Here is a 22,127-nt window from a genome sequence, read left to right on the forward strand (position 1 = left end):
TCCACTGAACGCCCCTCCGTGATCATGGTCGTGCGCCCGGACCCGCCACCGCCGTTCGGCCTCGGCCCGACGAGGAGAAGTGATGACCGGTAACGGACACGAGTACACGGACCCCGACGACCCCGTCGGCTCCGAGCCCGCGGACCCCGTCACCGACGACTTCGCCGACGCCGATCGCGGCCTCGTCGCCCGTCTGGAGCCGGGGGTCGTCAAGGACGACCGGGGGCGGGTGGTGTGGGACACCGGCGCCTACGCCTTCCTGGAGGAGGAGTGCCCGGATACCGCCAACCCCAGTCTGTGGCGCCAGTCCCGACTGTGCGCCAAGCAAGGTCTGTACAAGGTCACCGAGGGCATCTACCAGGTGCGCGGCCTCGACCTGTCCAATATGACCCTGGTCGAGGGGGACCAGGGAGTCCTGGTCATCGATCCGCTCATCTCGGCGGAGACGGCCCGGGCCGGCCTGGATCTCTACCGGTCCCGACGCGGTGACCGTCCGGTCAGCGGGGTGATCTACTCGCACTCCCACGTCGACCACTTCGGCGGGGTCGGCGGGGTCACCGAGGGCAACGTGCCCATCCTGGCCCCCAAGGACTTCATGGAGAACGCGGTCTCCGAGAACGTCTACGTGGGACCGGCCATGGCCCGCCGGGGCCTGTTCCACACCGGCGCGCGCATCCCGCCCGGGCCGCGCGGCCAGATCGGCGTGGGGCTGGGGCAGGCCGGTTCCACCGGCACGGTCACCCTCATCGCGCCCAACCGGGCCATCACCCGTACCGGCCAGGAGGAGGTCGTCGACGGGGTGCGCATCGTCTTCCAGATGACGCCCGGCACCGAGGCCCCGGCCGAGATGAACTTCTACTTCCCCGAACACCGGGCCCTGTGCATGGCCGAGAACGCCACCCACAACCTGCACAACCTGTTGACCCTGCGCGGGGCCCTGGTGCGCGACGCCCGCGCCTGGTCCGGTTATCTCGACGAGTCCATCGAACTCTTCGCGTACGACTCCGACGTCCTGTTCGCCTCGCACCACTGGCCCACCTGGGGGACCGAACGCCTGGTCTCCTTCCTGAGCCTGCAACGCGACCTCTACGCCTATCTGCACGACCAGACCGTGCGGATGATGAACCAGGGACTGGTGGGGTCGGAGATCGCCGAAACCCTCCGCATGCCGCCCGGTCTGGAACGGTCCTGGCACACACGGGGCTACTACGGTTCGGTCAACCACAACGTCAAGGCGATCTATCAGCGCTACATGGGCTGGTTCGACGGCAACCCCGCCCACCTGTGGCCGCACCCTCCCGAGGCCGCGGCCGTTCGCTACGTGGAGTGCATGGGAGGCGTGGCCGAGGTGGTCCGCAAGGCCGGCGAGTACCGTGACCGGGGCGACCTGCGCTTCGCCGCGACCCTGTTGGACCACGCGGTCTTCTCCCGCCCCGACGACGAGGAGGCCCGTCTCGCCCTGGCCGACGTGTACGAGCGGCTGGGGTTCGGGGCGGAGAACGGCACCTGGCGCAACTTCTACCTCCAAGGCGCCGCCGAGCTGAGAGAGGGAGGCCAGGGGGCGTCGATACCGCAGGTCACCGGGTTGACCTCGGCCCTGTCGGTGGATCAGCTCTTCGCCTCGCTCGCGATCCGCGTCAACGGCCCCCGTGCCTGGAACGAGTACTTCGTGATCGACTGGGTGTTCACCGACCTGGACACCATCCACCGAACCACGCTCTCCAACGGGGCTCTCACCAGCAGGGAGAAGCCGCGCCGGGGCGAGCCGGACCTGACCGTGACCCTGAACAAGTTCCGGCTGCTGCGCCTGCTCGCGGGAAAGGGGACCGAGGGCATGGTGTTCTCGGGGGACGAGGGGTTGGTGGACCGTCTGATGGGGCTGCTGGACGAGCCCGACCCCACCTTCAACATCGTCATCCCCTGACCCCGCTCGGCACGGTGCTCAGGTCAGGGGCTTCTTGAAACCGAGGTGGCTCCCCACGTAGCCCAGGCGCTCGTAGAAGCGGTGGGCGTCCTCTCGGGAGGCGTCGGTGGTCAGCTGGAGCAGCGCGCAACCGCGCTCCCGCGCCTCCCGTTCGGCCCACTCCAGCAACTCCCGCCCCAGGCCGTGCCCGCGCTCATCACGTCCTACCCGGACCGCCTCGACCTGGGCGCGGGTGGTGGCCGTACGCGAGAGGCCCGGGAGCACGGTCAGCTGGAGGGTTCCCACCACGCGACCGTCCCGGCGGGCCACCACCAGATGTTGGTGGGGGTCGGCGTCGATGACGGCGAACGCCCTCAGGTAGGGATCGAGGTCGTCGGGTGTCTCACGTCCGGCCCCCAACGGGTCGTCGGCCAACAGGGCGACGATCGAGGGGACGTCTTCGACACGAGCACGTTCGATGGTGGGCATGGTCCCGAATCTACGCGGGGGTCGGGGAGCCCCCTCAGGCCCCCTCGGCTCGGCGCAGGGCTCCGGTGAAACGCTCCATACGCTCTCCGAACCCCTCGGCGTCGCCGAACCACACCGCGACCGCGTCCGCTCCCACCTCCACGAGAGAGCGGAAACGCGCCACGGCCTCCTCCAGGCCCTCCTCCTCACCGCTCCAGGCCATCCGCGCCCCGGTCTCCATCGGACGTCCCGCGGCGGCGAGCAGCCGTTTCCGCGCCTTCCCGAACGCCTCCGGATCCGGGTCGAGCCCCTGCCACTCGTCGGCCCACGCGGCGGCCCGGCGCAGGGCGGCGTCCGAGCCACCGCCCACCATCACCCGGATCCGCCCGCTCGGGCGGGGTTCGAACACCCCTCGCCCATAGGAGTGGAATCGACCATCGAAGGCCCCTTCACCTTCGAACAGGTGCCGCAGCAGGGCCAACGCCTCATCGGTCCGGGCGCCCCGGGTCGAGAAGTCCGACCCCACCGCCGCGAACTCCTCGCGCGACCAGCCCACGCCCACCCCGAGCGTGAACCGGCCTCCGGACAGCCGGTCCAGGGTGGCGACCTGTTTGGCGACGGTGAAGGGGTCCCGCATCGGCAGCACCAGCACCGACGTGCCCAGCCGCACCCTCCGTGTACGGGCGGCCAGGTACCCGAGGGTCACCAGGGGCTCGTACACCCCGCCGAAGGTCCGGCCGTAGGGGCGGGGCGGAAGCAGGTGATCGGGCAGCCAGAGGGCCCGTGCTCCGAGTTCCTCGGCCCGTACACCCAGGTCGACCAGGGTCGATACGGGCATGTCCGGGGACTCGTCGGGCAGGACCACCTGGAGACGGGTTCCGCTCGTGGACGGGGTCGGCTCGCTCATGCGGCGACGGTAACCCCTGCCATCGGTGTGAGGGTCAAGGCCGGGCGGGGCTACTCTCCGGGAAGGGTCAGGTCGGCGACGAGGGCCCGGTGGGTGGTGCCCTCCACGTCCAGGAAGTCCAGACCGTCCACGGCCGCCCGGTGGTCCACCAGCACGTGGTCGAGGGCCACCTTGGGGACCGGCTTGCCCACCGGCCAGGTCCCGGTCAGCCCCTGCCCGGTCACGTCGGCCGCGTCGACGTACCCCTCGAACACGACGTGGCGCATCGCCGCGTGGTCGAGGGTGGCGTTGAAGTCGCCGGCGAGGATCCGCGTCGTGTCCTCCGCCGCGGGAGGGAGCATGAGCAGGCCCCACTCCCAGGCCTCCATGCTGGAGGGTCGGCGCGGCGACATCGGATGGACCGACACCACCTCCACCGGGCGTGCGGTGCCGGGGACCTCCAGGGACGCGTGGGGCATGGAGAGGGAATCGATCTCGCGCCCCGGGTCGCCCACGGGGGTGAGCGGATACACCGAGTGCACGGTCCCGCCGGCCGCCGCCGGCGCGGAGTGGTCCATCGAGTACGGCAGCACCTCGGCCAGGCCGGCCTCCTCCAGCCCCGCGTACAGCTCGGGGGTGACCTCCTGAAGGGTGAGGACGTCCATCTCGTGCTCGCGCGCCAGGTCGACGATGGTCTCGGGGGCGACCGAGCCGAAGTGCGTGTTCAGGGTGAGCACCCTCAGCTCGGGACCCGGAACCTCGGGAGGGATCGGCCCCTCGTCGATGAGTCGGGGCAGGATGGGGACCGCCAACAGCGCGAACGCGACCATGGCCGCACCGGCCGCCGCGAACCGCCTCATCAGGAGGAAGGCCACCACGAGGACGGGGATCGTGAAGAGGACCAGCGGCGCGTAGGCCATCAACGGCACCAACGGGAAACCGCGCTCCAACCCGACCAGCCGGAGGCCGGAGAACAGGAGAAGACCCACGGCGACCGCGACCACCAGGCCGCTCACCCACTTGTTCCGGGGCCGGACCCCGTGGGGCGGGGCGTCGGAACGTCTCGGACGGAACGGCGGCATGCGCTTCTCCCAGGGGATCGGGGGATCGATACCGGAGTGGGACGCGGGCACGGGGCACGTGGTTCCGATGTGAACATCGGAACATCGGGTGAGCGGACGGCCTATGACGGGTATCGGGGGAGGACACGCCCCCGGACGGTTCGGGAAACGGGCCGAGACGCCCGTTGGTCAACGTTCGCGGTCCGGGGCTACGCTCGAGGGCGCGGCCGAGCCCGCACGCCCCACCACCTCGCACTCAGGGGGAACACCATGCCCGTCTCCAAGGAAGTCCACCTCGTCGCCCGTCCCGTCGGAGAACCGACCCCCGCAGACTTCGCCCTGGTGGAGACGACCGTCGCCGACCCCGGTCCGGGCCAGGTCCTGGTCCGCAACGACTGGATGTCGGTCGACCCCTACATGCGCGGTCGCATGAACGACGTGAAGTCCTACGTCCCGCCGTTCCGTCTCGATCAGGCCATGGAGGGCGGCGCGGTCGGCACCGTCGTCGCCTCCGAGAGCCCCGAGGTGCCGGTGGGCGCCACGGTGCTGCACTTCCACGGTTGGCGCGAGTACGCGCTCGTGGACGGCGCCCACGCCACCGTCGTCGATACCGAGGTCGCGCCCGCCCAGGCCTATCTCGGCGTGCTCGGCATGGTGGGCCTGACCGCCTACGCCGGGCTCACCGCCGTCGCCGGCCTCCGGGAGGGCGACGTCGTGTTCGTCTCCGGCGCCGCCGGGGCGGTCGGCAGCCTCGCGGGACAGATCGCGAAGCGGCTGGGCGCGTCCAAGGTGATCGGCTCCGCGGGCGGCCCCGAGAAGGGGCGTCGCCTGTTGGAGGACTTCGGCTACGACGCGGCCATCGACTACCGGAACGGAGACCTGGAGGGGCAGCTCGCCGAGGCCGCCCCCGATGGGATCGACGTCTACTTCGACAATGTCGGAGGCGACCATCTGCGCGCCGCCGTCCAGGCGATGCGCGTCCACGGTCGGGCGGCCCTGTGCGGGGCCATCTCCGTCTACAACGCCACCGAGCCCGTCCCCGGGCCGGACAACCTCGCCCTGCTCGTCGGCAAGAGGATCCGGCTCCAGGGCTTCCTGGTCGGCGACCACGGGGACCTCGCGGGCGAGTACCGCGAGCGGGCCGCCCGCTGGCTCGCCGAGGGCGGTCTGTACGCGGAGGAGACCGTGGTCGACGGGATCGATCACGCGGTCGACGCGTTCCTCGGCATGATGCGCGGAGCCAACACCGGGAAGATGCTCGTGCGTCTGTCCTGAACCACCACACCACCATCCCCATCGCGCCACGGCGGTCCTCGCCGTGGCGCACGCCCCATCCCCATCGAAAGGCACGACACCCTTGCAGTACGTCACGCTGAACAACGGCCTCACCATGCCCCAGTTGGGTTTCGGCGTCTGGCAGGTTCCCGACGATGAGGCCTACGCCTCGGTCAAGACCGCCATCGAGGTCGGCTACCGCAGCATCGACACCGCGCGGATCTACAACAACGAGGAGGGCACCGGCCGCGCCATCGCCGACTCCGGCGTGGCCCGTGAGGACATCTTCCTCACCACGAAGCTGTGGAACGACGACCAGGGCTACGACAAGGCCCTGGCGGCGTTCGACGCGAGCCTGAAGCGTCTGGGCACCGACTACGTCGACCTGTACCTGATCCACTGGCCGACGCCCGCCCACGACACCTACGTCGACACCTGGAAGGCGCTGGAGCGGATCCTCGCCGAGGGTCGCGCCAAGGCCATCGGCGTGTCCAACTTCACCCCCACCACGCTCGAGCGTCTGCTCGGCGAGGCCGAGGTGACCCCGGCGATCAACCAGATCGAGCTGCACCCCTACTTCTCGCAGGGTCGGATGCGCGCCCTCAACGCGGAGAAGGGTCTGCTCACCGAGGCCTGGAGTCCGCTGGGTCAGGGCAAGGGGCTGCTGGAGGACCCGGTCCTCGTCGAGATCGGCGCCGCCCACGGCAAGTCGGCCGCCCAGGTGGTGCTGCGCTGGCACCTCCAGCTGGGCAACGTGGTGATCCCCAAGTCCGTGACCCCCGCGCGGATCCGGGAGAACTTCGAGGTGTTCGACTTCGAGCTCTCCGCCGAGGAGATGGAGCGGGTCGCCTCCCTGGACGGCGACGGCCGGATCGGCCCGGACCCCGACGAGTTCAACTAGTCGGGCGGGGCGTGTTCCGCCTCACTTCTTCGCGGGGTCCCGCGTGCCCTCCGGCGCGCGGGACCCCGCCCCGTTCGACCCTTCGGAGGGGGCGGAGCGGCGCCCCTCTCATCCGATGACCGGGCCTATCGATCGTCCGGATCCGCCCGCCGTGGAGCGGTCGTATCCTGACTGGACGTCGGTGCGACCGCATGGCCGCTTTCGGTCGGGACAATCCCACCCGTACCAGGGCGAACGCTCCCAACACGGGACACTTCGCTAGGGGTGGGCGGCTCTCGGAGGCGGCCGTTCGACACCGCCACGACGGGGTTCGCGCCCCTGAGTGGCGAGGGGCCGAACAGAGGCGTACAGTCCTCTCTTGGTGCGCCGAGAAGTCAGGGCGGCGAACACCTTTCTCTCTCTACGCGAAACCAGATCCATGACCGTCGTCCCTCTTCGCGCCGCGCGTGTCTACCGCTCGGAGAACTCCGAGCGCTCCGTGCACGCCTGGTGTCACAAAGCCCTGAGTCAGTGGCCCGAACTCGGCCCCCTACCGCTCGTGGAGACCCGTATGGGCCCCACACAGGCCTTCCGGGCCTCGGGCGGGAGCGGTACCCCGGTTCTGGTCCTGTCGGGGACCAACCTCAACGCCGCCACCACGGTTCCCGCCGCCCGCGCGCTCGCCGCGGATCGGCCGGTACTCCTGGTCGACCTTCCGGGGCAGCCGGGGCTGAGCTGTAGTCAGCGCACCGCCGGCGCCCGGACCGAGGCCTACGGTGCGTGGCTCGACGAACTCCTGCCGATGATCACCGACCGTCCGGTCATCGTCCTGGGGCATTCCCGGGGCGCGGCCATCGCACTGGCCTCGACCCCGAACCCGCTGGTCGCCGGGTTGCTGCTGCTCAACCCCGCCGGGTTGACCGCGGCCGGTGTCAGCTCGGAGTCGATGCGCGCCACCCTGCCGTGGATGATCCACCCCAACGAGCAGACCAGCAATCGTCTGATCGAATTCCTCAGTGGGCCGTCCGAGACCGCCTGTGAGGAGTACAGCTCCGAGAGGGAGTGGCTGACCCTGGTGGCCCGCCACTGCCGGACCAACACCACCCCGACCCCGCTCAACGCGGAGGCCTTCCGGGCCTGGTCCACGACCCCGATCACGGTGGCCACCGGCTCCCACGACCGGTTCTTCTCACCGGCGCGGCTGCACGGCCCGGCGCGGAGGTTCCTCGACGCCGAGGTCCGCACCATCGAGGGCGCCGGACACCTGGCCCTGCACGAGCAGCCGGAGAAGGTCGCCGAGCTCCTCCGCGAGTTCGACGCCTGAGTCGGCGGATCGACCCGCGCGTCCGGTGGAGACCGGACGCGACGGGATCGCCGTCCTCACTCCGCGGTGAGACCGCCCTCCTTCAGGACCCGACGCAGTTCGGGCACGGACGTGAACACGTGTCCGTGGAGACCGAGTTCGCGCGCGGCCGCGACGTTGGCGGTGTTGTCGTCCACGAACAGGACCTCCTCCGGGGAGGTTCCGAGTCGTTCCAGGCACCAGTGGAAGGCGTCGGCCTCGGGTTTGGCGTGGCCGATCCGGCACGACAGCCCCAGCACCGGGAACAGGTCCAGCACGCGCCGGTGCCGTTCCTCGAAGCGGGCTGCGAGTTCGGTGGGGATGTTCGACAGCAACCCCAGCGGGACGCCGGTGTCGGACAGGCTTCGCACCAGCGCGACGGAGTCCTCGTCGACCCGGGACCAGCTCTCCAGGTCGAGGGCGATCAGTCGCTCGACCTGTTCGGGGGTGAAGGGGGAGCCGAGACGCTCGCCCACGGCCCGCCAGTAGGCGGGGCCGTCCAGGTCGCCCCGGTCGTAGTCCTGACGGGGCGCCCAGTAGGCGGACCAGAAGTCGGACGAGGCGTGGCCGGAGTGGTCCACCATCGTCTCGCGGACGATCGGCGACTGGTCCATGGCGACCACCCCGAACATGTCGAACAGTACGGTCCTCACGGTTCTCCCCTGGGTCGTGCGGTCGGTGCGGAGGGGTTGCCCGCTCCACGTTAGGACACCATCGGTCGGAGAGTGTCCGAGAGGAGATCCGGGGAGTGGACGTCGGTCCGCCTCCCGCCCGGGTCCCGGAGATCGGGCCCGGCCCGCGCCGCCCCCGCATCCCGACACTCCGACGACATCCGAGCGCCGCCCGGCACGCCGAGAGATCGGATACGGTGCCGACGCCCCGGAGAAGGCCCTGGAACCCGCCTCTCCCGCAGGACAGAACGGGCGCTATGCCCGAATAAAGTTATTTCTGACAATTCTGGGACGTTTTTTAAAATGCGGTTCTATGTGTCGAGAGCGGGGATTTCGCTCTTCATGTAAGGGTAAGGGGTAAGGGGTAAGTCCCTCTAAGGTGCGTGTTCTCACCCGATGGCGAAGGGGCGGTGACGAGGATCCCCCACCCCTGACGAAAACCCCGGAAACCAGAAAGCAGTCGGCATGTTCGCAAAGCTGGCAGGCAAGCTGGGTATGGACACCAACCCGGCGATCTTCTTCATATCGGCCGCGCTGACCATCCTGTTCGTGGTGTGCGCCATCGCCTTCACCGACACGGTGGACGCGATCTTCGGCGCCACCTCGGGGTGGATCCTGTCCCATCTGGGGTGGGTCTACATCCTCGGGGTGACGACCTTCCTGATCTTCCTGATCTGGATCGCGTCCAGCAGATTCGGGAACATCCGCCTGGGTCCGCCGGACAGCAGGCCCGAGTACGGCAACCTGGCCTGGTTCTGCATGTTGTTCGCGGCGGGCATCGGGAGCATCCTGATGTTCTGGGGCGTCGCCGAACCCATCAGCCACTACGCGAATCCCCCACAGCAGAACGTGGCTCCGGAGTCGGTCGAGGCGGCCCAGCAGGCCATGGGCTTCACGCTCTACCACTTCGGTCTGCACACCTGGACGATCTTCTGTCTGCCCGCGTTGGCCTTCGCCTACTTCGTCTATCGCAAAGGGCTGCCCTTCCGGGTCAGCTCGATCCTCCACCCGTTCCTCGGGGACGGCATCAACGGGCCGGTGGGGCGCTTCGTCGACATCTTCGCGGTCCTGGGCACCCTCTTCGGGGTGGCCGTGACCATCGGCCTGGGCACCATGCAGATCAACAGCGGGCTGAACGTGCTGTTCGGCCTGGAGGAGAGCCGTCCCACCCAGATCATCCTGATCGGCATCGTCACCCTCATCGCGGTGATCTCCGTGGCCACGGGACTGGACACCGGGATCAAGTGGCTCTCCTTCATCAACATCGTCATGGCGGTCGGCCTGCTGATCTTCGTGTTCGCGGCCGGCTCCACGCTGTACCTGGCCAAGGGGATCATCGAGACCACGGGCGTGTACCTGGACCAGCTCATACCGCTCTCGTTCTGGAACGACACCTTCGGCAACACGGGGTGGCAGGGCAGCTGGACGGTCTTCTACTGGGCCTGGACGATCACCTGGTCGCCGTTCGTGGGCATCTTCATCGCCCGCATCTCCAAGGGCCGCACCATCCGTGAGTTCGTGCTGGGCGTGCTCGCCCTGCCCACGGCGTTCAGCATCGTGTGGTTCAGCGTGTTCGGGATGTCGGCCTTCGACATCGAGATGCACCAGGGCGGCGGACTGGTCGAGGAGGTCGTCGTCCAGGAGGACATCCCGGGGGCGCTGTTCTCCTTCCTGGGGCACTATCCCCTGGCCACGTTCGTGTCGGTCATGGCCATCGTCATCGTGGTCATCTTCTTCACCACCTCGTCCGACTCCGCGTCCCTGGTGGTGGACATGCTCTGCTCGGGGACTGCCGAATCGCCCACCCGGCAGCGCGTCTTCTGGGGCGTCACCCAGGGGGTGGTCGCCGCGACCGTGCTCACGGCCAGCGGGGTGGGAGGCCTGGACGCGCTCCAACAGACGATCATCGTGTTCGGGCTGCCCTTCTTCGTGATCGGCTTCTTCATGATGATCGCCCTGGTGAAGTCGTTGAAGGAGGAGACGGCGAAAGGGTCGGGGGCGCATCGGCAACGCACCATACCCCTCCAGGCCAGGTCCAGGAGGATGCGCCGTGACCAACTGCGCGAGCAGCAACGGGAACAACAGCGAGAACAGCAGCGCGACAACGGTTCCGGGGGCGACCACCTCGGCCCCGAGGCCAAGGACGACGTCTGAGGGGCCTCGGTCCGCACACGAAAGCCGAAGGGCGGTCCGTCTCCGGGCCGCCCTTCGGCGTGCGGGGTCAGGGGCGGGGAGCGTCCGACGTGATCCCCAGGACGGGCAGCAGGATCTCGTCGACGATCCGGGCCTCGTAGTTCTCGGGAGGGAGCTCCCCCGGATGGTCCACGGGGTACTTGAGCATCAGGGCCTCGCCGACGTCGAGGCTCAGGTCGGTGACCCTCGTCGGGTCGATCCGGCCCAGGTCGGCGTAGTGCCGTAGCACGATCCCGGTGAAGCGCCCCCCACGAGGCTCGTAGACCTCCTCGGACACGCGCCGGGAGAGCTCGGGGCGGCGCGTGGTCTCGGCGGCCACCGCCAGGAGCACGCGACCCAGGAGCGGGTCCTCCATGAGGCCGCGCAGGAGGCCCAGTGCGCGGACGAGGTCCCCTCTGAGGTCATCGGCCCCGGGGGTGGGGGTCTCCTGCGGATAGTGCCGATGGAGGGCTTCGATCAGGATGTCCTCCGGAGACGACCAGCGACGGTAGAGCGAGGTCTTGGCGGTCTCCGCGCGGCGGGCGATCCCCTCCATGGTCAGGCCGGGCAGGCCGGTCTCGGCGGCCTCGGCGAGGACGGCCGTGTGGATGGCGTCGAGGAGTTCTCGTCCGCGTTTGCGCGTGGCCTTGGTGGCCGGTTCCGGCCGCTTCCGGTCGGTCATGGATATCGAGTTCCTAGGAAACGCTTGCGTATCTTATTCTCTCAAGGAGATACGCCACCGTATCCAATGAACGGAGATCCCCATGCCTCGAACACCCCTGCCACCCACCACCGAGGTGACGGCGACCCCGGTCGAACGCCGTTCCCTCGCCCCCGACCTGGCGCGCGGCCTCATGCTGCTGGTCATCGCCACCGTCCACGCCCACATGTTCCGGCAGCTCGCGACCGGCGGTGAGACCTTCACCCTGGCCGGCACTCTGGACACCGCCGTCACCGCCTTCATGACGCTCTTCGCCGAGGCCCGCGGCTACCCGATGTTCGCCGCCCTGTTCGGCTACGGGCTCGCCCTGATATACCTGCGACGCACGGCCGAGGGCAGACCCCGGCCCTGGGTCCGTTCCCTGGTGCGCCGGCGCGGTGGGTGGATGATCCTCATCGGGTTCCTGCACACCGCTCTCCTGTTCTACGGCGACGTCATCGCCACGTACGGGCTCATCGCCCTGCTGCTCGCGGGGCTACTGCACCGGAGCGACCACCGTCTGCTCGCCCACGGGTTCGCCTGGGCGTCCGTGGGCACCCTGCTGTACGCCATCGCCGAGGGGCTGCTCGCAGCGTCCGGGGCCCAGACGAGCGCGGTCGAGGTCGACCCGTTGACGGACCTGTTCCTCAGGCTCTCCGCATGGCCTGTACTGACCCTGCTCATGGTCGGCATCTCCGTTCTCCCCTTCACCGTCGGGGTCTGGGCGGCCCGCCGTCGCCTCCTGGAGGAACCCGAACTCCACCTCCGGTTCCTGCGCCGGGTCGCCGGAGGAGGCATCGCCCTCGCGGTGATCGGAGCGATCCCGCACATGTTCGTCATGATCCGGGTGTGGAACCCCGAACTCCCCTTCCTGATCGGTGCCAAGTGGCTGCACGTGGTGTCCGGGTACGCCGGAGGGTTCGGGTACGCGGCGCTCATCGCCCTGGTGGCGGTGGCGATCGGAGACCGGCGAGGCCCGATCGTGGGGGCCCTGGTCGCCACCGGGCGGCGGTCGATGACCTGCTACCTGCTCCAGTCCGTGGCGTGGGTGGCGCTCTTCCTCCCCTACACGATGAACCTGGCCGAGCGGCTGAACGACGCCCAGGCGGTCCTGGTCGGTGCGGGGGTCTGGGCGGCCACCGTGGTGATCGCCGCCGTGATGGAACGGTTCGGCCTTCGAGGACCTGCGGAGACCTTCCTGCGCCGGATGACCTACGGCGGGGCACGGCGGAAAGCCCCGGTCCCGGTCGCCTCGGGCACCGACGGGACCGGAGACGGGGCACGATAGCCACCGGCGGAAAAGGGGGAGCGGGCGCGCCGGCCGACCGGCCATCATGGAGGGATGACCCTCTCCGACACCGACGAACGCTTCCTCGCCGCCACCACCGACCGTCTCGCCTCGCTCCCCGGGGTGGAGGCGGTCGCGCTCGGTGGCTCTCGAGCCCAGGGCACCCACCGCCCCGACAGCGACTGGGATCTCGCCGTGTACTACCGGGGCGGCGCCGGGCTCTTCGACCCACGTCACCTGCGAGAGGTCGGCTGGGAGGGCGAGGTCTCCGAGATCGGCGGCTGGAGCGAAGGGGTCTTCAACGGCGGGGCCTGGCTGCGGATCGATGGACGCCCCGTGGACGTCCACTACCGCGACCTCGACGTGGTCGAACACGAGATCGTCGAGGCCGAGGAGGGCCGCTTCCGAGTCGAACCCCTCATGTTCCACCTGGTCGGGATTCCCACCTACCTGGTGGTCGCCGAACTCGCCCTCGGTCGGGTCCTGGCGGGCGACCTCCCCGCCCCCGACTATCCGGAGGCCCTACGCCGGAACGCGCCGCCGGTCTGGCGCGGCTTCGCCTCGGCCACCCTCGCCTACGCCGAACGGAACCACGCGCCCCAAGGGCGGGTGGCCCAGTGCGCGGGACTGGTGGCCCAGGCCGCCGCGCAGGCCGCGCACGCGGTCCTGGCCGGGCGCGGGGTGTGGGCCACCAACGACAAGACGCTGCTCTCCCTGGCCGACCTGGCGGAGATGGACCTGGTGGTCGCCGGTATGACCGCCGACCCCCAGGACCTGCTCTCCGCCGTAGCCGAGGCCGGCCGGATTATCTCCATGACCCGCTGACCAGGGCGCGCCGCGCTAGGGCCGCTCGCCGGTCATGGTGAGCAGCTCGCTGAGGACCTCGTAACCCGCCCGACGGAAGGCCGCCGCCATCGGCCCGTTGCCCAGGTCCGTCGCGGCGCGCACGTACTCGGCCTCGCCCTCCTCGCGCAGGACACGGCCGCCCTCGGCGAGAAGATCGTCGATGTGTCCGTGGCCGCGATGCTCGGGGAGCACGGCGATGTAGGCGATGATCGGGTGGTAGGCGTTGCGCGCCGGGATGACGAAACCGACCGGTTCCCCGTCGGGGAGCGTCGCCACCCGCCACCAGGAACGCGGAGTGGTGTACTCGGCGAACTCGTCGGCGAAGTTGGCCGCGGCGACCTCCTCGGCGCTCTTGTCCCGAAGATCGGCGCGGTCGTGGGCGTCCAGGGTCCCTTCGAGGGCCCGGGTCATCAGCCCGAGGATCTCGTCGGTGTCCTCGATCTCGCGGAACCGGAGACGGCCCCCGGGGCGAGGGGCGGGGGTGCCCGCGGGCAGCTCGAAGCGCAGGCGTTCGGCGAGCAGGGAGTACCCCTCGCCCTCCAGGACCTTCATCAGGTCTCGGACCATGGAGGCCTCGGCGGGGTCCTCGCGCCATCCGGCCGGAAGGAAGCGCAGGAACTCGGGGAGACCGGCGTCCGGGGCGAGCGTCGCCGCGGAGGCGGTCCGCAGCAGGTGCCGGGCCACGTCGGTCCGGTCGATGTCGGGGGAGTCGACGACGTCGAACACGTCGAGCAGGAAGGGAGCGTCGTCCTGAGGGCGGCACCACCAGGACAGACGGCCGATCAGGCGGTCCCCGTGCAGGGCCACCCACATCCAGGAGGGACGGCGACGGCCGTCGGCGATGTCCCGGGGGAACTCCTCGTTGAGGAGGTAGGGGAAACGGTTGAAGAGCGAGAGCTCCTCGGAACCGGTGAGAGGACGGATGGTCAGGTCGTTCGAAAGAACGGTCAAGGCGACACCTTCGGTGTGGTGCGCCCGTGTCGAGGTCAGCGTCGGGCCGAGGCCTCGGAGGGCGCGGTGATCACGGTGAACATCGGATGCGCCTCCTCTCGGGTCAGGGGCCGGCACCGTCGTTCGGTGCGGCGGGTCTCTTTATAGGGGCGCTTCGAGTGCTCGCGCAAGGCCCTTTTCCGTGCTCCGACGATCGTGTCACCTATCCGCTAGGGCCACCACCAGGCCCTTTCCTCGGATCCGGAGAGTGGAAAACCCGTTGTCCGGATGTGGCCATCTCGTCAAGATGGGCGTATGAGACGGGATTTCGACGCACTCGTGGCCGAGGCCGAGGCGGAGCCCACCGCGGGCTGGGACTTCTCCTGGTTCGAGGGCCGGGCCACCGAAGAACGACCCTCCTGGGGGTACCAGCGTTTGATGGGGGAGCGGATGACGCGCGCCACCGCCGCCCTGGACGTCCAGACCGGAGGGGGAGAGGTACTGGCCGGGATCCCTCGGTACGCGCCGTCGACGGTCGCCACCGAGGGGTGGCCGCCCAACGTCGAGGCGGCCACGCGGCTGTTGCACCCCCGGGGCGTGGTCGTCGTGGCCTGCCCGGACGAGCCCGCGCTGCCCTTCGCCGACGGGGCCTTCGACCTGGTGGTGTGCCGTCACCCGGTGACCGTCCACTGGAAGGAGATCGCCCGGGTCCTGGCCCCCGGAGGCACCTACCTGGCCCAACACGTGGGGCCCGCCAGCGTCTTCGAACTGGTCGAGTACTTCCTCGGCCCCCAGCCGCGCGAGGTCCGCGAGTCCCGCCACGAGGACCACGACCGGGCCGGGGCCGAGGCCGCCGGACTCGACGTGGTGGACCTGCGCACCGAACGCCTCCGGATGGAGTTCCTCGACATCGGGGCGGTCGTGTACTTCCTGCGCAAGGTGGTGTGGATGGTCCCCGGGTTCACGGTGGACGCCCACCGCGATCGGCTGCGGGAACTGCACGAATCGATCGAGGAGGAAGGGCCCTTCGTCGCGTACTCCTCCCGGATCCTGGTGGAGGCACGCAGGCCGGAGTGAACGGTCGGAGGTCACGAGGAGCGTCCCCCGGGCGAAGAGCCGGACGCCCGGGGGTACGGGTGCGCGGCTCAGTCCCGCGCGGTCACGTGCTGGACGACCTCGAAGCCCCAGATCTCACTGCCGGTCGCCGCCGGGCCGCCGTGCCCGCCGTGGGCCCGGCCCTCCTTCTCCGCGTCGGCGGCCGCCTGGGCGTGCCCCTTCGCGAAGGCCCGGCCCTCGACCCACTTCCGGAAGTCCTCCTCGGACCGCCAGCGGGTGTAGACGAGGTACTTGTCGGTGCCCTCGACCGGGCGCAGGAGCTGGAACTCCTCGAAGCCCTCCTGGTCCTCCACCAGCCCCGCCCGCTTGGCGAAGCGCTCCTCCAGGGTGGCGCCCCCGCCCTCGGGGACGGTCAGCACGTTGAACTTGACGACACTGGTCACGGGTTCCTCCGGTCGGTTCGACACCTGTCGTGGCCAACCTAAGGGACCGCTCCGAGAGGGCCGCGCCGACCCGGCCGACGAGGGTCAGCGGAGACCGTGCTTGCGGGCCACGATACGCAGCATCACCGAACGCGGGAGCAGTCGTCGCAGGGCGAACACCAAGGGCGCGTTGCTGCCCACCGCGTACAGGGGGCGTGGCGAGCGGGCCTCGATCGCGCGGAGCACGGTGGCGGCCACCGCCTCCGCGGAGATCCCCCGGGCCTCGTTCGCGTTGAGCGCGTTCACCATGGTCCGGTACTCCTCCTCGAACGGGGAGCCCTCGCCCACGTACTGGGTGCGCCGCTCGCTGATGCCGGTGTTGATCGACCCCGGCTCCACCGTCGTCACCCCCACACCGAACGGCGACACCTCGCGCCGGGCCGCGTCCGCGAACCCCTTGATCGCCGCCTTGGTCGCCACGTAGGAGGACCGGTAGGCCAGGGGGAAGCTCGCCAGCATCGACCCCACCATCACCACCCGGCCGTACCCGCGCGCACGCATCCCCGGCAGCACCAGTTGGGTCAGGCGGACCGCGCCGAACACGTTGAGCCGGAACACGCGCTCGATCGCGTCCATCGGCAGTTCCTCGATGGGGCCGTTCTGGCTCTCGCCCGCGTTGTTGACCAGGATGTCCACCTCGCCCGCGGCCGTGGCGCAGGCCTCCACCGACGCCGCGTCGGTCAGATCCAGGGCCAGGTACTCGACCCCGGGGATCGGATCGGAGATCCCCTCCGGAGAACGGCTGGTCCCGTACACGCGATGGCCCCGCTCCACGAGGGCGGCGGCGACGGCGGCCCCGATGCCGGAGGAGGCCCCGGTGACCAGGGCTGTACGACGGGTGGTGGGGGAGGACATGGCGGGCCCTTCGGGTCGGAGGGGGTGAAAGTCCGACCCACGGTAACCGACCCTCTCCCCGGAGACCGGTCCAGGGAGGCCCGGACCCGTCGACGGGTGGGCCCCGGAGCCAGGGGACGCTCGCTCCGGGACCCGGTCACGCGGGGGTCAGTCGCCCTTGTGACAGTGGTCCTCGCACTCCTCCAGGATCAGCGCCAACCCCGCCCCCAACAGCCACAGGTCCTTGGACAGGCCGATCCCCTCCTGGGTCGGTGCCAGACTGCGGGGCTTGTGCATGCCCGGGGTGCGCAGGTACAGCCCCAGCAGGCCCGCCGCGAACGCGCTCAGCCCCGCCCCCGCCAGCCGGTTCGGCACCAGCGGGACCAGCAGCGCCGATCCCAGGGCGATCTCCCCGGCCGACAACAGCCGGGTGAAGGTGGCCGGGTCGATCTTGTCGAGGAAGGGATAGGTGCCGACCGCCATGCCGTGCAGGGACACGGCGGTGTCCTCGTCGGCACCGCGCTTGTTCAGGCCGGAGTTGAGGATGGAGGCGCCGGTGGCGAGGCGCAGGATCAGTTGGTGCGGTCTGACGGGCGACTTCATCAGGGTTCTCCCTGCCTGTTCGACAACCATCTGTCACTGTGTGCGATCGAAATGCTACGCACGATGATGGTCGTGGTCGCCTGTGCGCGCCGAGCGTCGACGCTTCTCCCCGAGGAGGAACGCCGGTGGCCCCGGTCCCTCGAGGGACCGGGGCCACCGGGGCGTCGTGCGCGGCGTCAGCCCTCGCCGGTGAGGCGGCCGCGGATCTCGTCCGCGGCGGCGCCCATCGGGTCCTCGGCGACACCGCTCCAGGTCTCGGCCTGTTCCTGGAATCCCTGGGCGGTCTCGGTGACCTCGCCCAGGGCGCCCTCCTGAAGATCCTGGGCCGCCGCGTCCAGCCCGCTGTCCTGGAGGAACTGCTCCCCGACCACTCCCTCGCCGAAGGACTGACCCGCCTCCTGGGCGGTGCCCATCAGGTCCTCCGCCCCCGCTCCGGCCTGGTCCAGGGCCCCGCTCGCCCCGTCGACCAGCTCATCGGCGCCTCCGCCGAACATCCCTTTGAACCACTCGATCACATCACCGAACATCGCTCTTCGTTCCGCCTCCGGCGGGAGCCCGGGCCCCCATGTGTTGTGTTGTCCCACCAGCCTTGCCCACAGCGGGTAAGCCGTCGGTAAACGGCCAGGAGAAGGCGTTTCCGTCCTTTTTCGGGGTTTTCTGCCGGCCGATTCGACGACCTCGATCAGTGGTGGCGGAACCAGGTGTGGTGCACCCCGCCGTACCGCTGATCGCTCGGGGGGTGCGGGCCGAACTCCAGGGCGCAGTCGGCGGCCAGCCGGATCACCTCGTCGCGCACCTCCAGGGCCGACTGCCAGTGTCCGGGGAAGGCGTGCGACCCGTAGCGGGCCCCGATGAGGCCGCCGCAGATCGCCCCGATGGTGTCGCTGTCCCCCGAGTGGTTGACCGCCAGCGGCAGGCAGTGCGCGCCCACGTCGGCCACACCGCGGGAGAAGTGCCGGGAGGGCTCCCGGGCCAGGACGGCCTCGGCGCTCAGGGCCACGCACATCGCCACCGCGAGCGCCTCCTCGGAGGTCCAGCCGTCCCCCAGTTCGGCCAGGTCGCGGGCCTCGGGGATCCCGCGCTCGGCGACCGCGACCGCCTTGTCGAGGGCACTGGAGACCTCCTCGTGTCCCGTCCGCCCCTCCAACTCCTCACGGGCCGTCTCCAGCGCGGAATCCAGGGGTTCGTCGCGGACCAGGCCCCATACGGTGGCCGCCAGGGTCCCGGCCGCCAGGTGGCCGGTCCTGTGCCCGTGGGTCAGGGCGGCGACCTCGCCGCCGAGGTCGAACGCCTTCGCGGGGGACACCGTGAGAAACCCGCACGGGGCGACACGGACCACCGCGGCGCAGCCCTTGGAGTTGTTGATCGGGGCCTTCGGTGTGCCCAGCGGCACCCATCGCCTCTCCACGCGGGCGGAGGCGGCCCGAAGCGCGTCCACGGTGGCGGCCCCGTATCCTCGCCGGGCCCGCAGCGCGGCACCCCCGAACCCCGGGCCGACCTCCTCCTTCTCCAGTGAGGCGCTCGGCATCTGGTGGTTCAGCCATTCCAGGTAGGAGGCCTGCACCATCCCCAGGGCGGCCCCCTCGATCCCCTTGTCCCGGGCCCGCATGTGGGCCCGGAGGAGCGCGTCGGCGGTGCGCAGGGTCAGCTGGGTCTCGTCGGTGATGGCACCGACCCCGTAGGACCCCTCGACGTAGTCGCTCAGGCCGGTCGTCCCGTAGCGTTCGCGGATCTGGTCGAGCCCCAGACCTTCGACGGGGGCTCCGAGGGCATCTCCGACGGCTCCACCCATAAGGCAGCCGGTCAGTCGGTCGGGAAGTGGTGAGGAGGTGCGCATTTCAGGATGCTAGGGGCCCGGCCGGACGACCACAAGCCTTACGTGGTCGGGCTTTCCGGCGCTGCTCGGAGGGGTGTGCCGGGATTCGGTGGGGGTGTCCGGTTCGGCGGGGTGGGTCGATGGATGTGGGCCCGGTCACTCTTGGAGGCGGTTCGTTGGCGAAGGGTGTCGTGTGGGATCCTGATGTCGTTCGACCTCCTTTGTCAGGGCTGGTCAGGGCGTGTGCACTTGGTCACGGACGCTGGACTTCCGAGGTAATCCCGAATTTAATATCGGGAAAATAGGAAATGCGGGGAGAAAGTTCCCGCGTCCTCTCCGGTCCCGTCTCCCAGCAGCACTCGAAGGACACTCATGCGCCGCTCCGTCATCGTCGCCCCCGTAGCCCTGGCCCTCCTGGCGGCGACCGCCTGCGGCGCCCCCTCGGAGCGGGGTTCCGAGACCACCGAGGGAGAGGGCCCGCTCGCGGTGGGCGCCACGGCCGTCCCGGCCGGCGACATCCTCCGGTTCGTCGAGTCCGAACTCGCCCCCGGGGCCGGACTGGACCTGGAGATCACCGAGTACTCCGACTACATCGCGCCCAACGCCGCCCTCGCCGAGGGACAGCTCGACGTCAACCTCTACCAGCACGAGCCGTTCCTGCTGGAGTACAACGAGGGCAACGGCACCGACCTCGTCGCGGTCGAGCGGATCTACCTGCCGCCGCTGGGCCTGTACTCCAAGAGCGTGGACGAGCTCTCCGAGCTGGAGGCCGGCTCCGAGATCGCGCTGCCCAACGACCCCACCAACGAGTTCCGCGCCCTCCTCCTGCTGGAGGAAGGCGGCCTCATCACCCTCGCCGAAGGTGCGGACGAGGCCTCCTTCAGCCTCTCCGACATCGAGGAGAACCCCTTCGACCTCGACTTCCGCGAGGTCGAAGCGGCCCAGCTGCCCCGCTCCCTCGACGACGTCGACGCCGCGATCGTCAACAACAACTACGCCCAGGAGGCCGGGCTGGACTTCGAGAAGGACTCGATCCTGCTCGAGGTGGTCGAGGACAACCCGTACGTGAACATCCTCGCGGCCCGTCCCGACAACGTCGACGACCCGCGGGTGGCGACCCTCGCCGAGCTGCTGACCTCCCCGGAGACGGTCCGCTTCATCGAGGAGACCTACCAGGGCAGCGTCATCCCCGTCGCCTCCGAGTGACGCGCCCCGTCGGGGCCGGATCGCACCGGTCCCGACGGGTCTCGGGCATCGAGAGGGCGACCGGTCACCAGGCGTCGAAGCCGGCGCCCTCGTCGGTGGACCGGGCCACGTGCAGGTCGGAGACCACGATCACCTGCTCGTCGTCGGCGTAGAGGGCCTCCGGGGTGCCCGGCAGCGCGCCGGTCCGCTCCCAGGTGAGCCCGGCGTCCTCGCTCAGGTGCACGGTGCCGTCCAGCGTGATCGCGAAGACCCGGTCGCCGCCGCGGACCCAGGAGACCAGGGCCGGCATGGGCGCGTCCGGGACGGCCTCGAAATCGGCACCGCCGTCGGTGGAGCGGAGCAGGCCCCGCTCGGTGGTGGCCAGGACCGTCTCGCCGTCGTCGGAGACGGCCAGGGAGAAGGCCTGTACCGAGGGGTCGAGGTCGTCCCAGTCGACGCCGTCCCCGGTGGCGCGCAACGCGCCGTCGAAGCCGAACACGCGGTCGTCGTTCGAGGTAAGAGCGTGGAAGTCGGATTCCCCCGCCAAGGACAGGGCCTCCCAGCTCCGCCCACCGTCACGGGTCTCGATCAGGCCGACCGGGTCGGGCATGTCGGTGTCGCCCTCCGGATGGCCACTGGCCAGATAGTGCCCCGGCCCCTGGACCGCGAACCCCATGAGGTCGATCTCGGGGCCCACGTGCGTCGGCTCGACGTCTCCGTCGCCCGCCTCGTCCGGCGCGGGCAGTGTGTACAGGCCGGCGTGGGAGGCCACCAGAACCTCGCCGGTCTCGGGGTCGACCCCCGCGCCGTGCACGTGCCGTGCCTCATCGGGCAGGGCGACCCCGACCGTGTTGCGGGGCCGGTCGCCCTCGGCGTCCCCGAGGGCTCCGGGCACCGTTCCCGGGGCCGAGCAGGCGGTGGCCAGGGCGATCAACCCGACCGAGGCGAGTACGGCGCGGTAGCGGCCCCCGGGTGTTCTCCCGGTGCGGGTTTCGTGTGTTCCGGGCATGCGTTTCGCGTCCTTCTTTCGAGGAGGTACGTCCATGACCGGGGCGGGGCGCGCCCCTTCGCGCGCCCCGCCCCGTGGGAGAGGGGTCAGCGGTCGTCGCCGCCGTCCTCCTCCTGGACGTCACCGTCCGTGCCCAGCAGGTCGTTCATCAGCTCGATCTCCCGCTCCTGAGCGTCGATGATCTCCTGGGCCAGCGCACGGGCCTCCTCGTTCACCCCTTCGTCGAGCTCGGTCTCGGCCATCATGACCGCGCCCTCGTGGTGCAGGACCATGTACTCCATGAAGAGGGTGTCGAAGGCGTCCCCCTCGGAGCCCTCCAGCTCGGACATCTGATCCTCGGAGAGCATGCCGTCCATGTCGGAGGGGTCCATGCCGTGTTCGGCCTCGGCCCCCCAATCGTCGAGGAAGCCCTCCATCAGCTCGATCTCGGGACCCTGCGCGGCACGGACCTCCTCGGCCAGCTCCCGGACCTCGTCACCGGCCCGGTCATCGGCGAGGTCGGCCATCTCCACGGCCTGCTCGTGGTGGGGGATCATCATCTGGGCGAAGTGCACGTCGGCCTGGTTGTACTCCGCGGCCCGTTCCCCGCTCTGGGAGGTGTCGGCGTTCTCCGGTGCGGAGTCGTCCCCGCCGCAGGCGGCGGCGAACAGGGCGGTGGCCAGGGCGGTGGCGATCATCGCCGGCACACGGCGGTTCAGGGCACGCTGCTGAAAGGTCATG

At 70.1% G+C, this 22,127-nt stretch carries 23 protein-coding genes; 9 read left to right on the forward strand and 14 right to left on the reverse strand.

The annotated features are described in order from the left end of the window. Window positions 1–82 precede the first annotated feature (82 nt). Window positions 83–1,924, forward strand: coding sequence for an alkyl/aryl-sulfatase (locus D451_RS0105290; protein ID WP_017533669.1), 1,842 nt, complete (start codon window positions 83–85; stop codon window positions 1,922–1,924). A gap of 18 nt (window positions 1,925–1,942) precedes the next feature. On the opposite strand, the gene D451_RS0105295 is transcribed toward D451_RS0105290, so the two are convergent. The 3 genes from D451_RS0105295 to D451_RS0105305 are packed head-to-tail and all read right to left on the reverse strand — an operon-like array spanning window position 1,943 to window position 4,390. Continuing rightward, window positions 1,943–2,392 carry a GNAT family N-acetyltransferase gene (locus D451_RS0105295; RefSeq protein WP_014909769.1) on the reverse strand — a complete coding sequence of 150 codons (450 nt, stop codon included), beginning with the start codon at window positions 2,390–2,392 and terminating at the stop codon, window positions 1,943–1,945. A gap of 34 nt (window positions 2,393–2,426) precedes the next feature. Beyond that, on the reverse strand, window positions 2,427–3,278 hold the full coding sequence (locus D451_RS0105300; protein WP_017533670.1) for a TIGR03619 family F420-dependent LLM class oxidoreductase: 852 nt from the start codon (window positions 3,276–3,278) through the stop codon (window positions 2,427–2,429). Between the two features lie 50 nt (window positions 3,279–3,328). Then, entirely contained in the window at window positions 3,329–4,390 is a 1,062-nt protein-coding gene (locus D451_RS0105305; protein ID WP_241463288.1) for an endonuclease/exonuclease/phosphatase family protein, read from the reverse strand. 198 nt (window positions 4,391–4,588) lie between these two features. On the opposite strand from D451_RS0105305, the gene D451_RS0105310 reads away from it, so the two are divergent. The 3 genes from D451_RS0105310 to D451_RS0105320 all read left to right on the forward strand — a co-directional run bounded on the left by D451_RS0105310 (window position 4,589) and on the right by D451_RS0105320 (window position 7,797). Continuing rightward, on the forward strand, window positions 4,589–5,593 hold the full coding sequence (locus D451_RS0105310) for an NADP-dependent oxidoreductase (protein WP_017533672.1): 1,005 nt from the start codon (window positions 4,589–4,591) through the stop codon (window positions 5,591–5,593). Between the two features lie 82 nt (window positions 5,594–5,675). Then, complete coding sequence (locus D451_RS0105315; protein ID WP_017533673.1) at window positions 5,676–6,494, forward strand: aldo/keto reductase; 819 nt, start codon at window positions 5,676–5,678, stop codon at window positions 6,492–6,494. A gap of 418 nt (window positions 6,495–6,912) precedes the next feature. After that, window positions 6,913–7,797, forward strand: a complete 885-nt coding sequence (locus tag D451_RS0105320) for an alpha/beta fold hydrolase (protein ID WP_014909523.1) — start codon at window positions 6,913–6,915, stop codon at window positions 7,795–7,797. Between the two features lie 56 nt (window positions 7,798–7,853). Here D451_RS0105320 and D451_RS0105325 read toward each other — a convergent pair whose 3' ends face one another. Then, the gene (locus tag D451_RS0105325; RefSeq protein WP_017533674.1) at window positions 7,854–8,468 is read right to left on the reverse strand and encodes an HAD family hydrolase; all 615 of its coding nucleotides are present in this window, start codon (window positions 8,466–8,468) and stop codon (window positions 7,854–7,856) included. 483 nt (window positions 8,469–8,951) lie between these two features. On the opposite strand from D451_RS0105325, the gene D451_RS0105330 reads away from it, so the two are divergent. Beyond that, a complete protein-coding gene (locus D451_RS0105330; RefSeq protein ID WP_017533675.1) occupies window positions 8,952–10,640 on the forward strand; it encodes a BCCT family transporter in 1,689 nt (562 codons plus the stop codon). 67 nt (window positions 10,641–10,707) lie between these two features. On the opposite strand, the gene D451_RS0105335 is transcribed toward D451_RS0105330, so the two are convergent. Beyond that, window positions 10,708–11,340 carry a TetR/AcrR family transcriptional regulator gene (locus D451_RS0105335; protein WP_017533676.1) on the reverse strand — a complete coding sequence of 211 codons (633 nt, stop codon included), beginning with the start codon at window positions 11,338–11,340 and terminating at the stop codon, window positions 10,708–10,710. An 82-nt stretch (window positions 11,341–11,422) separates the two neighbouring features. Here D451_RS0105335 and D451_RS0105340 point away from each other — a divergent pair, with 82 nt between their 5' ends. Beyond that, window positions 11,423–12,646 carry a DUF418 domain-containing protein gene (locus D451_RS0105340; RefSeq protein ID WP_017533677.1) on the forward strand — a complete coding sequence of 408 codons (1,224 nt, stop codon included), beginning with the start codon at window positions 11,423–11,425 and terminating at the stop codon, window positions 12,644–12,646. A 54-nt stretch (window positions 12,647–12,700) separates the two neighbouring features. Next, complete coding sequence (locus D451_RS0105345; RefSeq protein WP_017533678.1) at window positions 12,701–13,471, forward strand: nucleotidyltransferase domain-containing protein; 771 nt, start codon at window positions 12,701–12,703, stop codon at window positions 13,469–13,471. A gap of 15 nt (window positions 13,472–13,486) precedes the next feature. On the opposite strand, the gene D451_RS0105350 is transcribed toward D451_RS0105345, so the two are convergent. Next, complete coding sequence (locus D451_RS0105350; protein ID WP_017533679.1) at window positions 13,487–14,443, reverse strand: GNAT family N-acetyltransferase; 957 nt, start codon at window positions 14,441–14,443, stop codon at window positions 13,487–13,489. Between the two features lie 35 nt (window positions 14,444–14,478). Beyond that, window positions 14,479–14,613: a hypothetical protein gene (locus D451_RS28760; protein WP_017533680.1), complete on the reverse strand. Its 135-nt coding sequence runs from the start codon at window positions 14,611–14,613 to the stop codon at window positions 14,479–14,481. A gap of 124 nt (window positions 14,614–14,737) precedes the next feature. Here D451_RS28760 and D451_RS0105360 point away from each other — a divergent pair, with 124 nt between their 5' ends. Continuing rightward, window positions 14,738–15,499 (forward strand): class I SAM-dependent methyltransferase, encoded by a 762-nt coding sequence (locus D451_RS0105360; RefSeq protein ID WP_017533681.1) that lies wholly within the window; start codon window positions 14,738–14,740, stop codon window positions 15,497–15,499. 68 nt (window positions 15,500–15,567) lie between these two features. On the opposite strand, the gene D451_RS0105365 is transcribed toward D451_RS0105360, so the two are convergent. The 5 genes from D451_RS0105365 to D451_RS0105385 all read right to left on the reverse strand — a co-directional run bounded on the left by D451_RS0105365 (window position 15,568) and on the right by D451_RS0105385 (window position 19,234). Next, window positions 15,568–15,921, reverse strand: a complete 354-nt coding sequence (locus tag D451_RS0105365) for an antibiotic biosynthesis monooxygenase family protein (RefSeq protein WP_014908140.1) — start codon at window positions 15,919–15,921, stop codon at window positions 15,568–15,570. A gap of 84 nt (window positions 15,922–16,005) precedes the next feature. After that, window positions 16,006–16,815: an SDR family oxidoreductase gene (locus D451_RS0105370; protein WP_017533682.1), complete on the reverse strand. Its 810-nt coding sequence runs from the start codon at window positions 16,813–16,815 to the stop codon at window positions 16,006–16,008. A gap of 147 nt (window positions 16,816–16,962) precedes the next feature. Then, window positions 16,963–17,397, reverse strand: a complete 435-nt coding sequence (locus tag D451_RS0105375) for a membrane protein (protein WP_014909079.1) — start codon at window positions 17,395–17,397, stop codon at window positions 16,963–16,965. Between the two features lie 176 nt (window positions 17,398–17,573). Then, window positions 17,574–17,924, reverse strand: coding sequence for a hypothetical protein (locus tag D451_RS0105380; protein ID WP_014910169.1), 351 nt, complete (start codon window positions 17,922–17,924; stop codon window positions 17,574–17,576). Window positions 17,925–18,079: 155 nt separating this feature from the next. After that, window positions 18,080–19,234, reverse strand: coding sequence for an ADP-ribosylglycohydrolase family protein (locus D451_RS0105385; protein WP_241463289.1), 1,155 nt, complete (start codon window positions 19,232–19,234; stop codon window positions 18,080–18,082). Between the two features lie 351 nt (window positions 19,235–19,585). On the opposite strand from D451_RS0105385, the gene D451_RS0105390 reads away from it, so the two are divergent. Next, entirely contained in the window at window positions 19,586–20,419 is an 834-nt protein-coding gene (locus D451_RS0105390) for a MetQ/NlpA family ABC transporter substrate-binding protein (protein WP_017533684.1), read from the forward strand. A 64-nt stretch (window positions 20,420–20,483) separates the two neighbouring features. Here the strand turns inward: D451_RS0105390 and D451_RS0105395 are convergent, their stop codons facing one another. Both D451_RS0105395 and D451_RS0105400 read right to left on the reverse strand, forming a co-directional pair. Further along, window positions 20,484–21,407, reverse strand: a complete 924-nt coding sequence (locus tag D451_RS0105395; RefSeq protein ID WP_017533685.1) for a F510_1955 family glycosylhydrolase — start codon at window positions 21,405–21,407, stop codon at window positions 20,484–20,486. Window positions 21,408–21,493: 86 nt separating this feature from the next. Then, complete coding sequence (locus D451_RS0105400; RefSeq protein WP_017533686.1) at window positions 21,494–22,126, reverse strand: DUF305 domain-containing protein; 633 nt, start codon at window positions 22,124–22,126, stop codon at window positions 21,494–21,496. Between the last annotated feature and the right edge of the window lies 1 nt (window position 22,127).

Origin of the sequence: Nocardiopsis alba DSM 43377, assembly GCF_000341225.1 — a bacterium.
Classification (GTDB): Bacteria; Actinomycetota; Actinomycetes; order Streptosporangiales; family Streptosporangiaceae; genus Nocardiopsis; species Nocardiopsis alba.